Origin of the sequence: Candidatus Angelobacter sp. (assembly GCA_035607015.1) — a bacterium.
GTDB lineage: Bacteria > Verrucomicrobiota > Verrucomicrobiia > Limisphaerales > AV2 > AV2.
The window spans coordinates 1-13,638 of record DATNDF010000136.1; the positions used below are offsets into that span (position 1 = coordinate 1).

9 protein-coding genes are annotated in these 13,638 nt (G+C 58.8%); all 9 read right to left on the reverse strand.

Annotated elements, in window-relative coordinates:
* The coding region (locus tag VN887_05610) for a cbb3-type cytochrome c oxidase subunit I (protein HXT39481.1) at nt 1–600 on the reverse strand (600 nt) is incomplete at its 3' end.
* Nucleotides 601–707: 107 nt separating this feature from the next.
* Nucleotides 708–1,610 carry a heme o synthase gene (gene cyoE, locus VN887_05615; protein ID HXT39482.1) on the reverse strand — a complete coding sequence of 301 codons (903 nt, stop codon included), beginning with the start codon at nt 1,608–1,610 and terminating at the stop codon, nt 708–710.
* Nucleotides 1,611–1,617: 7 nt separating this feature from the next.
* On the reverse strand, nt 1,618–2,694 hold the full coding sequence (locus VN887_05620) for a COX15/CtaA family protein (GenBank protein ID HXT39483.1): 1,077 nt from the start codon (nt 2,692–2,694) through the stop codon (nt 1,618–1,620).
* 108 nt (nt 2,695–2,802) lie between these two features.
* Nucleotides 2,803–3,507: a hypothetical protein gene (locus VN887_05625; GenBank protein HXT39484.1), complete on the reverse strand. Its 705-nt coding sequence runs from the start codon at nt 3,505–3,507 to the stop codon at nt 2,803–2,805.
* Nucleotides 3,508–3,682: 175 nt separating this feature from the next.
* Complete coding sequence (ribH, locus tag VN887_05630; protein ID HXT39485.1) at nt 3,683–4,147, reverse strand: 6,7-dimethyl-8-ribityllumazine synthase; 465 nt, start codon at nt 4,145–4,147, stop codon at nt 3,683–3,685.
* A gap of 64 nt (nt 4,148–4,211) precedes the next feature.
* Entirely contained in the window at nt 4,212–5,411 is a 1,200-nt protein-coding gene (locus VN887_05635) for a bifunctional 3,4-dihydroxy-2-butanone-4-phosphate synthase/GTP cyclohydrolase II (protein ID HXT39486.1), read from the reverse strand.
* 97 nt (nt 5,412–5,508) lie between these two features.
* Complete coding sequence (locus VN887_05640; GenBank protein HXT39487.1) at nt 5,509–10,281, reverse strand: 2-oxoacid:acceptor oxidoreductase family protein; 4,773 nt, start codon at nt 10,279–10,281, stop codon at nt 5,509–5,511.
* Nucleotides 10,282–10,490: 209 nt separating this feature from the next.
* Nucleotides 10,491–12,440, reverse strand: coding sequence for an acyl-CoA dehydrogenase family protein (locus tag VN887_05645; GenBank protein HXT39488.1), 1,950 nt, complete (start codon nt 12,438–12,440; stop codon nt 10,491–10,493).
* A partial coding sequence (locus VN887_05650) for a 3-hydroxyacyl-CoA dehydrogenase NAD-binding domain-containing protein (protein ID HXT39489.1) occupies nt 12,437–13,638 on the reverse strand: 1,202 nt, incomplete at its 5' end. The genes VN887_05645 and VN887_05650, both read right to left, overlap by 4 nt.

Genomic DNA, 13,638 nt, shown 5'->3' on the forward strand with positions numbered 1-13,638 from the left:
CGACGTGATGAGCAGCACCATGCCCAGGATCCAGAAGGTCTGGCCGTTCGGATGGTGCGCCGGGTCGGCAAGCGTCGCCAGCGGCGAATAGGAAGTCCAACCCGATCGCGCGGCGCCACCCGGAATGAAAAAGCTGAAGAACATCACCACGCCGCCGAGGAAGTAACTTTGATAGCTGACCATGTTGACGCGCGGAAACGCCATGTCCGGCGCGCCAATTTGCAGCGGGACGACGAAGTTGCCGAACGCCGCGAAGGCAATGGGCACGATCGCCAGAAAGACCATGATCGTGCCGTGCATTGCACCGAACGCATTGTAGAGGTCCGGTTGCATCACGCCGCCGTTGGCCATTTCCTCGCCCAGGACTTTCAGAAGGAGGTCGCCGATAATCGGAATCGGTTTGCCCGGATACGCGATCTGCCAGCGCATGAGCATCATCAGGCAAAAGCCAAAAAACAGAAACATGAGGCCCGTGATACCGTATTGAATACCGATGATCTTGTGGTCCGTGGAGAAAATGTACTTGCGCCAAAAGCCCGGCTGCTCGTGATGGGCCTCATGGCCGGTGTGATGTTCCGTCTGTTGAGTGGTTGGCTGCATGACTGTCTTCGTTTTTCTGACGTCCGCCTGAAACCGGAAAACCGGGCGCGGAATTGAGGGGCGATAATTAACGTCGCCCTCTTTCCGGTGTCAACGCGAATGCTTCATTATTTGATCTTGTCCAATACCATCAGGCCGAGCAAGAGCGGCAAATACAGGATCGACGCGTAAAAAAGCTGCCGGGCGCGCGTCAGCGTCAACTCGCGGGAAAACTGGACCGCCTGCCATAGAAACGCCATGCCGAGGATCAATGCGCCGAACAGGTATATCGGCCCGGTCAGTTTGAACAAAAAGGGACAAAGACTGACCGGCAGCAGACCGAGCGTATGACTGACCGTTTGGCCCGCCGTGCGCCGCCCATCGGAGTCGAACACCGGCAGCATCGCGAAGCCCGCCTTCGCATATTCGTCCCGATACATCCAGGCAATCGCCAGAAAGTGCGGCAGTTGCCAGAAAAACAAAATGGCGAACAAAGACCAGCCTTCCACGTTGATTTCACCACGCGCTGCGGTCCATCCCATCAACGGCGGCAGGGCTCCGGGAATTGCGCCGATCGCCGTGTTCAACGTGGTGACGCGTTTAAGCGGCGTGTAGATGAAAAGATAGCTCGCCAGCGTGATGGCGCCCAGCACGCTCGTCTCGAGGTTCACTGCCAGAGCAAGGTAGATCAATCCTCCGGCCGAGCTGATGCCACCGAATATCAGGACCGTGTCAGCTTGCAGGCGTCCGGAAGGAAGCGGCCGGTCTTCGGTTCGCCGCATTCTTGCGTCGAACTTGCGCTCGATCAATTGATTGAGCGCCGCCGCCCCGCCCGCCACCAGGGCCGTGCCCGCCAGCGCGCGCAGCATCAGCAGATAATCCATCGCCCCCCGAAACCCGACATAGAAGCCCACCAATGTCGTCAACAAAACCAGGAACGTCAGCCGCGCCTTGAGCAGCTCACTGAAAACCGCGACGCGGCCCTTGTCGGCGACGACCACCACGGGAATGGATTGAGCGGTTGCCTTCATCGCTGCTTCAACGGACGTTGGGCGCGGCATTCGCTCCCCCCGCGAACGGGACGGCTCCCGACTCTCCTTTTGCCGCCACTTGCACCGACATTGCGGTCCGCACCAGACATCGGAACGAAACGATGGAAAGCATGGCCCCGGTCATCAGCGACAGAGCGCCAACCGCGACGTGCGCGGTGGCGACGTCGGCCGATTTTCCGGTCCAGATCGTTCCCGCACCCAACAGAATTTGAGTCATAATCAGCACCAGCCAGGCAGTCGAAATTCGTGCCAGCGGATTTTGCCAGCCAAGGTTCCTTCGCGTCAACCATGCAGCAAGGGCGACCATGCAGAGAATCGCGAGGGCGACAATCCGGTGTACCATTTGCAGCACCACCTGGAATGCCGTGATGGGATTGACCGCATTTATTTCAACGCGATTTTGATTGTAGCGAATGATGGAATCCGCATCCGTGGCCGGCCACACCTTTCCGTATGCGGCCGGGAAATCCGGAATCGCGAGACCGGCGTGCTGATGGCGCATGGTCGCGCCCAGCATCAACTGGCCGAAGATCAAAAACGTCGCAACCAGAAACAACCGCCGCAGACCGGTGCTGTCTTCGACGGGCCTTTGCAGCGCAGCAGCGCTCGCCCACCACCGGTTCGTGAACAGTGCAATGGCGGCGGTGAGGACGAAAAAAAGCTGCCCAAGCGTCGCATGAAAGATTCCGAGTTCATCCTTGAACAAGACCACTCGCAGACCGCCGAGCACCCCTTGCAACACGATGGCAAAAAACGCCGCCACCCCCAACCAGCGCAGCCAGCGGCGAGACTCCTTGAGCCAGAGCCACACCGCCAGAATTGTGGTCAGTAATCCCACCCCCGACGCCACCAGACGATGCGTGTGTTCATAGAAAATGTTGCCGACCCATTTGGAAATCGGGAAAAAGAATGGATTGTACCCAAAGGTATTCGGCCAGTCGGGCACGGCCATGCCCGCGCCGTGGCTCGTCACCAGGCCGCCGAAACAGATGAGCACGAGTGTGGCGGCAGCAGTAAACGCTGCAAACCGGGCCAGGCGCGGATTATCCGTCGATCGGGTCATGGACTCAAAATCAAGCAAGCTTCACAGGCTGAAAAAGCAAACCGCCGTGGAAATCCTGACCACAGCGGCCTCGTTTGAAGAAGAAGAGCAGCAGCGCGACCCCGCCGCCTACTTCTTCAGTTCAATCGTAAAATCGGCTTTCGTATCGCCCTTTACCGTAATCTCCTGGCTGACGCCCGGATTCGCCATGTGCGTTTTTACGTGATACGCCTCGAGGGTGTATTTGCCGTCGGGCACGCCGGAAATCTTGAAGTTGCCATCCTTGTCGGTCACAGCAAAAAACGGATGATCCAGGACGCCGACGTAGGCGAACATCCAAGGGTGAACGTCGCACTTGAAGCGCACGACCACTTCCGGTTTGTCGAAACTCTTTTCGTTCACCTGGTCTTTGATGGGCTGGGCAAAATTGAACTCCTTGTTCAATTTGGGAGTGGCATGGACGTTGTGCAACGTGGTGTCTGAATTCTTGATTTTGAATTTCTGGTTGACCATCACTCCTGAAACATAAGGCTCGTACAAACAGCCGATCTGATCGATCGTCGGCGTCTCACTGGGCGTCGGAAACGATTTTCCCTCCAGACCGCTCTTGATGTAAACAAACACGTTCGCCAGACCTCCATCCTTGCCGACCAGATAGTGGCGCGTCGTGACCGCCTCCGAATGAGCGGCGCCGCACTTTGGATCAGCGGCCATGTCGATTTTGATTTCTGGCGGCGGCGTGCCCTTGAGCACAACCTTGCCCGTGATGTCGCCGGCGAAAGCGGCAGACGCCGAAACAACGAACGCCAGTATGGTGAGGAGTTGGGTTTTCATAGGTTCACGCGCGTTTTTCATGACAAATCTCGTTGACGCTATCACCCGAAAAACGGCCCAGCAAGCGATTTGTGAAATGTTTCACAAACTCTACTGTTCGCTGTTAGGACGCTGCATATCACCGGGTATTCAGGGAGGTTTTGGCAAACTTTTCCGGGACTGGAGGATTGAGTCGTCATAAACTCTCCATCACTCGCGCCATCGCCAGGGCCGTCCTTGCCGCCTCCGTGCCACGATTGTGCTTGCTGCCCAGGCACCGAACCCGCGCGTGCTCCTCCTTTTCGAAGACAAACACACCATGGACAACCGGAATCCTGTGCAGCACTTGAATCCGGGCGAGCGCGTGAGTCACGCCCCAGCCAACATGTTGCGCGTGGGTCGTCTGGCCTTGAAAAACAACTCCGAGACACACGATGGCCGAGAAGGGCGGCATGGACTCCGCGAGCTTCGCGGCCACGGCCGGGATCTCGAACGAGCCGGGCACGCGGACGATCCTGATTGTTTTTGCGCCGCCTCTGGCCAGTTCCCTTTTCGCCGCACGCAACATGGCGTCAACGTAGCGTCCGTTGTAACGCGCTGCGACGATGGCAAACGGGCGATTGGCCGCTCGGACTCTCTTGATCGGAGGTTTCTTCAGCATCTGTCGGCGGCTTCCATGAATCCCTGCTTTTGGCGATCTTCCGTCCGTGAAAAATGATTGCCTCTCATAACAGGTGTCCCAACTTCTCCCGCTTCGTTTTCAAGTATCGCGAGTTGTGCGGATTGGGTTTGACGCGAATCGGGACCTGCTCGACGATTTCGAGGCCGTAACCTTCCAGTCCCACCACCTTCCTCGGGTTGTTGGTCAGCAGGCGGATGGTTTTCAAACCCAGGTCGCAAAGAATCTGGGCCCCAAGTCCGTATTCCCGCAAATCCATTCCATAACCCAGTTTACGGTTTGCCTCGACCGTGTCGTAGCCCTGCTCCTGCAATTTGTAAGCCTTGATCTTCGGCGCCAGCCCGATCCCCCTGCCCTCCTGCCGCATATAGACGATGACGCCCCGGCCTTCCTCCGCCACCTGGCGCATGGCCTGATGCAGTTGCGGGCCGCAGTCACAACGCTTCGATCCGAACACGTCGCCGGTCAGACACTCGCTATGGACGCGCACCAGCACGCTTTTTCTGCCGGCCACTTCGCCACGCACCAGCGCCAGATGATGCTGACCGTCCACCTTCGAGCGGTAAAGATGCAAATCGAAATCGCCGTAATCCGTCGGCATTTTCACCACTTCCATCCGTTCGACAAGCTTTTCGCGCGCACGCCGGTATTTGATCAGATCCTCGATGGTGCAGATTTTCAGGCCGTGGGTTCTGGCAAACACGGTCAGCTCGCTCAGCCGGGCCATCGAACCATCATCGCTCATGATCTCGCAGATGACCCCGATGGGCCGGCAACCTGCCAGTTTCACGAGGTCCACCGCCGCTTCCGTGTGGCCCGCCCGCTGCAATACTCCACCTGCCTTGGCTCGGAGCGGAAAAACGTGTCCGGGTTGCACCAGATCATCTGGTACGGCTGTCGGGTCAGCCATGACTTGAATCGTACGTGCGCGATCAGCCGCGCTGATGCCGGTGGTAATGCCGGTCGCGGCATCCACGCTTACTTGAAAATCGGTTTTAAACGTCTCGCGGTTCTGTGTGACCATCCTTTCGATGCCCAGTTGTTGCAGCCGGTCCCCGGTCGTCGGCACGCAGACCAGTCCGCGGCCGTGCTTGGCCATGAAATTGACGGCCTCCGGCGTCGCGTGCTCGGCGCCCATGACGAGATCGCCTTCGTTCTCGCGATCCGCATCGTCCACGACGACGACCATCCTGCCTTTCCGCAGGTCTTCGACGACAGCCTCAATGGAAACAAACGCCTTTTTCATCACCGGCGCCGAATCTAACCGGAAGCGCCACCCGTGCCAGCAACAAAAAAACCTCCGGGGTTTCCAGAGGTTTGACCGTGCAAATGACCAAAGTCCGTCAGGCCGCCGCAACGGGCGCAGGATTTAACGCAGCCAGCTCGGCCTCGAACAATTCCCGCGTCCGGCTTTTCACGTCTGCCATCGGAACCTGCCCGGCGTCCGCTTTCTTGAGCAGGTTTTTCTGCGCGAGGTAATCCTTGTTCGTGACCCCGGCCTTGCTCTGCAACATGCGCCACGCTTTGCGCCGTTCAACGCCGAACAGCACCATCTGCCGCGACACGGCGAAAAACTTCAGCTTTCCGTTCACGTCAGCCTTGATGTAACAGCCAAAATTCCGGACGAAACTGCGGTGGTTCGGATCGAACACGCGGCGGTAAATCACATCGTCCTGGGTGATCAGAACGAGCATGTCGTCGAGGAGCGTCAGCTTTCTGGCCTCTTCTTCGGAGACGGCCTTCAGGTGTTTGCGGAAGCGGCCCTCTGTGAGCGCCCAATGCGCGACGGTGAAACTGTAATCTTCACCGGTCGCCTTGAACTTCGTGCGCCACCAATCGCGATCGACCGTCGGATTGCCCTTGAGGTCGAATGCCTCCTGTGAGGTTTCGCCCTTGCGCGGGTTGAAAACGAATTCCGGCATGCCGCGCGCGTCGCGCACCATTTTGGCCTGGTCAGCGCTCATGTTGTCACTCACGCCGTGCTCCGGCTGGCAGGTGGTGTAGGCCTGGAAGAATGCGGTGCCCCGGTATTCAAGACCGTCGAGCATCGCCTTGTACAGCTTGGCGGCGTTGGCCATGGAAACCTGCGCGACGAACGGTGATCCGTGTCCGCTGGTGAACGCTTCAGCGACATTTTTTTTCTCAATCAATTTGCCCTGCGAGGCGACACCGAACTGGTTCATGTCATAGCCGCCCAGCATCGTGGAGGAATCAGAATTCTGGCCGCCCGTGTTCGAATAAACCTGCGTGTCGAGCATGAGCATCTTCACGTTCGGACGATTCTGCAGCACGACCTTCGAAACATTCTGAAAGCCGATGTCTCCAAACGCGCCGTCGCCACCGATGACCCAGACCTTCGGCAGTTCGCGAATCTCCTGATCGGTCATCAACGTGTCGTCGAGATGCGTGAGCGCGAAATAATCAGCTTCGGAAATCACCGCGTCACCCCTGTCGAGGAGAGCGTCACTCATGCGTTCGGGGACGACCGAACGGCGCGCGTGATTGACAATGACCGACTCGGCCAGAAGCCAGGAAATCGTCGCGCCATCCTGGAACAACGAATTCATCCAGGGATACGGATGCGGGTTCGACGGCGGCGTGGAGCCATAGACCGTGTTGCAACCCGTGCTCGCGCCCATCATCATTACGGACATTCCGTTGGCCCGGCGGCCGTCAACCGCCTGAAGTTCCTTGTGATTGAAAGCGTCCTGCCGCAGGACTGCGACGAGACCCCCGCCGATTTCCTCATCCGAAATCGGCCCATGCTTGACTTCGTAATCGGCGATCCGTTTGGCCGTATCGTCGTCATCTTCGCCGCCAAGGCCCATCACGACGTGGGCGACGCTTCTGCGAAAGAGTTGATATTGTTTTTCATCTCGCGCTTTCAATTCCAGCAGCCTGGCGACGCCCTCTTTTTCCATGCGCTCGGCCTTCGCGCGCAAACGATCCGCTTTCCGGTGATAAATCGGCCGCATATACGCCTCAGTGACCGAAGCCGCGGCCCGGAGGATGCTTTTCTCGCCGCAGCCGGCGCAGGCGCCGTCGCCGGAAACCAGCGCTTCGTAATTGCGCCGCACCATCAGATGGTTTCGCAGCGTCGCCTCGCGCGATTGCTCCGGGGAATTATCCGTATAAAGACCAAGAAACTTCTGCGGCGTGTCAGGCAAAAGCCGTGAGAAGATTTGCGCCGTGGTCAGGTGGGCGTTCAATTCTTCCGTTTCGACCGTCATGCGCAAGGCGTCGTGGTCGCCGCAAACCTGCACGCACTCGCCGCACCCCTTGCACAGGTCGGAAACGAAGATTGAGAACAGGCCCCCGGAGCCGGGCGTCTTCTGCTCGAGGGAACGAAAAATCGCGGGTACGTTGTTGTAGGCCAGCGGAAGCTGATCAATGATGCCGGTGAACTCCGCTTTTGCCTTGTCGGCGATTCCGTTCAACGCGCTGACCTCGGCACGGATAATGTCCTTGAAGGGCAGTTTCTCACGCTTTTGCACCATGGCCGACATTTTCGCCCTCGCCCGGTCCTCGACACCTTTCAGCTCGTTCAGCAGCTTCTTCCGTTCTGCAGGATCCTTCACATAATTAAAGGCCGCCGTCCGAAGCACCGTGGAGATGTCCTGCGAAGTATTCGGGAGAGCGGTGTCCGGGCAGGCGGTGATGCATTCCATGCATTGAGTGCAGTTCTCCGCGATGTAAACCGGCGTCTCGCGCCGGGCGACGTACTTGGATTGCGTCGCTCCCGAACCGGCGCCCATCACTCCCACTGAAGCCAGCGCGCCCGCGGGCTGGTGATAACCGAGGCCGCACCGGAACTCGCTGTCGAATTTTCCCAGGGTTTGCAACGGGGCCCGCGGTTTCTGCCCGGCGGGAGCCTGAATGCTCGTGCAGCCCGCTCCGAGGTCGAAGCCTGAGGTCGGGATGATCTGATGTTCGCCCAGAGGGCGGACCGGCGCGTTGCGCATGCTTGAGCGATCCGGGTCTTCCAGCGCGCCGTATTTGATTTCCTGCACGCGCGAGAAGCCCTGGGTCATGACCTCCATGTTCGAGGCCACAACCGCATCGCCGAAGCGACCGAACTTTTTGACGTATTGCTTGTTGACCGTTTCGCGAAACATCTCCTCGTTGATGCCGTTGTCCTGGAGAAAAGACGAAACGCGAAAGAATGCGCCCAGGAACGAGTTTCCCTGCATGCGCAATTGCAACTCGCCGCGGTCGGTGGCTTTGCGGGCGATCTCGAAACCCGGAAGAATGTAAACCCGGATGTTGTTGTCTTTGACGAATTTTCGGTGGTGGGCGGGGATTCGCTGCCAGGCCACTTCGGGTGAATCACTGGACTCCCAAACCAGAGAGCCTCCTTTATTCAACCCTTCCAGCGGGTTCGTGTGCGTGAACGCCTTCGGATCGCAGCACAGCACGACGTCCACATGATTCAGTTCGCAATTAACGCGAATGCGTTCAGGAGCGACCACCAGATAGTAATTCGTCGGCGCCCCCTTCTTTTCGGAGCCGTACTTCGGATTCGCCATGACGAACAGCTTCTCCTTCAACCGGCCTTCCTCGTCGTATTCCGGGTTGCTGTGTGAAATCAAATCGCCGAATTCGCCAATGATCGAGCCGAGATTCTTGCCCGTGGTGATCATGCCCCATCCGCCAATCGAATGAAAGCGCACCGCAATGGCCTTGTCGGGCAGTAGCGACGGCGTGTCCTTCGAAATCACGGCATACGGATGGTCCACTCCGAGCACAAAGTAAGTAGCGCCGTCAGCGGCGCCCTTGCCGTCTTTGCGGCGCGTCTGACCGGTGGCATACTCGTAGGCGCCAAGGACGTGCTCGGGCCGGAAATCACGCGAGCCGATACCGTAGGACCCGCGGAAAAGACGGGGAGTCTCCTCCGCCTTGAGGGGCGGCAAATCACCACCGAACCTCAGGGCCTCCTGTGCCTTGCCGAGCGCGACGCGGATGTCGCGCGCGAGGGGATTGTCGCCGGCCAGACCTTCGTCGGTGCGCTCCAGAATGATGACGTTCTTCTTGCCTTTGAGGGCCCGGATCACTGCCGCTTCAGGAAACGGGCGAATCACGTTGATGTGAATCGAGCCGGCCCTGGCAAGCCGTTGTTCACGCAAATAGTCGCACGCGGCCTCAATGTTCTCCGCAGCGCAGCCGAGCGACACGAACACGGTGTCGGCATCGTCGGTCCTGTATTCGGAAATCAGTCCGTATTGGCGGCCGGTGAGCCGGGCGAACTCCTCATACGCCTGTTCGAGAAAGCTCAAAATCGGCTCGTTGAAATTGTTCCGGCGCGCCACGACACCGTTCATGTGATGTTCCTGATTTTGCACCGGCCCAAGGAGGACGGGGTTTTTCAGATCCATCATCTCCGGCACCCGGCGGCGTTTCAGGCCGAACAACTCCCGCTGGGCCGGGGTCGGACAATCGATCAGGTCCCACGGCGCTCCCAAGAATTCGCGCAACAGATCTGCCTCCGGCGCAAGATAGGTTCTCTCCGAATGCGTCGTGAGCATGCCATCCTGGATATTCATGCCGGGATTGAGGGAAAGCTCGTTCACCCTTCGAAGAATGATGCCCTGGTCAGCCGCCTGCTGGGCGTCCTTCGACACGAGCATCGTCCAGCCGGTATCGAGCGCCGCATAAAAATCGTCATGACCGCAGTGAACGTTCAACGCGTGCTTGGTAAGCGCGCGCGCGCCGATTTCCAGCACCATCGTGGAGAGTTTCCCCGGCGCGTGGTAGTACTGCTCCATCGCGTACACGATGCCCTGGCCCGAAGTAAAATTGACCGTCCGCCTGCCCGTGACGGAGTAGGCGGTTGCGCCCCCCTGGGCGGCGTGTTCGCCCTCGGTTTCGACCGCAATCTTCTGCTGGCCCCAGACATTCAATTCGCCTTGCGCGAAGGATTGCTGATAAATCTCGCCGCCCTCGGTCGAGGGTGTGATCGGATAAAAGACACCACCTTCCGTGATGCGCGTTTCTACGTACTGCGTGACCAACTGGTTGCCGTTGCACGTGACGCGAACACCGGGATACTTTGGCGCGTGCCTGACTTTTCGGTCCGCCGCCGCAACTTTCGTTTCGGGCAGGGCTGCTTCACTAATCATATTGAAGTTTGGTTCAGAACATCTCGCTCCGCAAGTGAACAACGGTCCGCTTCCGGGCATTCTTACCAACCCAGTGTAAACATTCCACCCGCGCCGACAAGAGCCAAAAGAAAGGAATTCGGATGCGGCGGGAATCAAAAGGAAGTCGGAATGGGGCGCCACACGCTTCACAGGCGGCGGATCGCACCCTGCGCCCGATTCCCGGCCCATCAATCCGGTTCGCTGCCAGTCCCGACGATTCCTTCCACCAGAGAATCGTGCCTGCCCTCCAATGTGTCCCGGGCAATCCGATAGCCCTGCGAATCAGTATTGAGACGCAAACCTCGAAACGACCGTTCGATTCGTAAGCGGGACGACCGGCAGAAATAGTCAGCGAGGGACACCGGGCCGCCCACTGTCTTGTCGGGGCCGTTGATGGCGTCCGCCCGCGCGCACGTCGCCGCAATGGCAAACAACTCCGTGCCGATATCGACAAACCGGCCGAGCAACACCTGCTCCCGTTCAAGCTTCGGGCCACGCCGCAACATCGCGTGAAACAGCGCCCGCCCAAGCCGGCGGCCGGTGCGCTCCGCATACCGCAAATGTTTTTCCAGCACGCTCGACTCCAGAAACCGGGTCCTCGACGGCCGCAGCGAAGGCAACCACTGCCCTGGATACCAACGCGCGTAAAACCATCCCGCCTTCAGGGCGGCTTTCATCCGCTGCGCCATCGCGAGCTGCGAGTTCAACGCTGCACCGGCGACTTTCAGATGCGGGTCCAGCGCCTCGCGCGCGATGAAGAGCCGCATGATTTCACTCGACCCTTCGAAAATAGTATTGATGCGGCTGTCGCGGAAAAGCCTTTCCACCGGTACCGGTTTCTCGCCACGCGACTTTAATGAGTCGGCCGTCTCGTATCCGCGGCCGCCCCGAATCTGCATCGCGTCATCAACGATGCTCCAGGCCGCTTCACTACCCCACATTTTGCACATGGCAGCTTCAAGCCGGATGTCCGCCTTCTTGTCGCGATCCACCAGACTGGCGGTGTAGAGAGTCATCGCCTCCATGGCAAAGGTGTTCGCCGCCATCCGCGCGATTTTGTCCGCGATCGCGGCGTGTTTGCCGATGGGCGCGCCCCATTGCACGCGTTCGCCGGCCCATTTCTTCACAATGTCGAGGCAACGTTTTGATAATCCAACGCACGCGGCCGGCAGCGTGAGGCGGCCCGTGTTCAAGGTTGAGAGCGCAACGCGCAGTCCCTTTCCCTCCGCCAGCAAAATGTTTTCGTGCGGGACAACAACGTTTCGAAAACGGATCACCCCGTTGTACAGTGCCTTCAGTCCCATGAACCGGCAGCGATGCACGACTTCCACCCCCGGCCAGTCCATCTCCACGATGAAAGCGGTGATCTGATTCTTTTGCTTCCCATTAACAATCCTTGGCGGCGTCTTCGCCATAACGATGATGACGCCCGCCTTGGTGCCATTCGTGCACCAGAGCTTCTCTCCGTTCAGGACGAAATGTCCGCCGCCGGGTGAAGGTTCGGCATGCGTCTCCATCGTGGCCGGGTCGGAGCCAACGTTGGGTTCGGTCAACGCGAATGCCGAGATTTCACCTCTGGCAAATCGCGGAAGGTATTTGCGTTTCTGCTCCTCGGTTCCAAACAGGATCAGCGGTTGCGGAACGCCGATGGATTGATGCGCTGAAATCAACGCGGTCAGATTTCCGCAATGGCTTCCTAAAAGCATCGCCGCCCGGCAATAGTTCGTCTGGGACAGGCCGAGGCCGCCGTAGGCTGGTGGAATTTTGATGCCAAACGCGCCCATTGCGCCCAGTTCCTCGATAACCCCGGCCGGGATTTCACCCGTACGGTCGATTTCATCGGGGTCAACTTTTTCGCGCAGGAACCTCTCCAGGCGCTGGAGGAACGCATCACCCTGGTCGCGGTCTTCCGGGTTTTGCCTGGGAAAAGGAACAAGCGCGTCGAAATCACACCGGCCCATGAACAGACCGGCGGCAAAACCGACCCGCTCACCGGCGGCGTCCCGCGCAGCCTCGGTCAGTTCCAGGGCCGCTCGCTGGCCAACGGACATTTTCGAGGTATCGATCAGCGGCGCCTGATCCTCGATCGCTGATTTCGCCTCTGGCTTCCGGGCAGGTGCGGAGGGCGTTGTGTTCATCGTCCGGCTCCCTTCTCAGAATAAAATCGCCTTTTTTCGGCCGCAGCGTCTTGCAGCAAGGCGCACGGCGCGAAATGTGCAGATCCTGCTGCGGCGAGGCGTTTCATTTCGTCAACGATTTTTCCGATGCCAACCCGTTCCGCATAACGCAGCGGCCCACCGCGGAATGGAGCGAAGCCTGTTCCCATGATCATCGCAAAGTCCACATCCGCTGGTTGGGCGACGATTTTCTCCTCCAGGCAACGGGCCGCTTCGTTGACCATCAACAGAACCATACGCCTTTGCAGTTCTTCAGGGGCGAAATCTTTCGCCCAATCGCCTTCCTGAAACACGCCAAGCCCGGAGTTGGTCACGGGGGTTTTCGCGTTATAGAGATAGAAGCCCCGTTCGTTCTTGCGCCCGTGCAACCCTGCTTTGAACATCCGGGACAACACACCCGGTGCGTGCATCTGGTTTTTGAATTGTTCCTGGAGCTCGGTTGCCACGTGATGCGCAACGTCCACGCCCACTTCGTCGATCAACCGTAGTGGACCCATGGGCATGCCAAACTCCAGCATCGCCGCGTCAATGTTTTCCACACTTGCGCCCGCTTCGAATAGTTGTCCGGCTTCCATCAAATATGGCATCAGAATCCGATTTACAAGAAACCCCGGACTGTCCTTGACCACCACGGGCAGTTTGCCGATCCGCTGGATGAACCGCAAGGCACGTTGTGCGACTTCCACGCTCGTTTGTTGCGCGATCACCAGCTCAACCAACTGCATTCGGTGCACCGGATTGAAGAAATGAATGCCAATAACCCGCTCCGGCGACCTCGTGCTCGCAGCAATCTCGCTCACCGACAGGGCCGAGGTGTTGGTCGCCAGAATCGTGTCCGGGCCTGCCGACTCACCGAGCGCGCGAAAAATCTGCTTCTTCAGGTCCATGTTTTCAACGGCGGCTTCGATCATCAGATCGACATTGCGCAACGACGCGTCACTTGCCGCCGGAAAAATTCGATCCAGCCCTGCGCGTGCTTCGAGCCTCGTCAGTGAATGGTGTTTCACGCTTTCGCCGTAAAGCCTGGCAATACCAGTCATTCCCTTCGCGACCCGCTCTGTGTCAACGTCGCGCAAAAGCACCTGCAGTCCACGCGAGCTGAGCCATTGCGCGATGCCGGCGCCCATGACGCCAGCGCCCACCACGCCAACCCGATTGA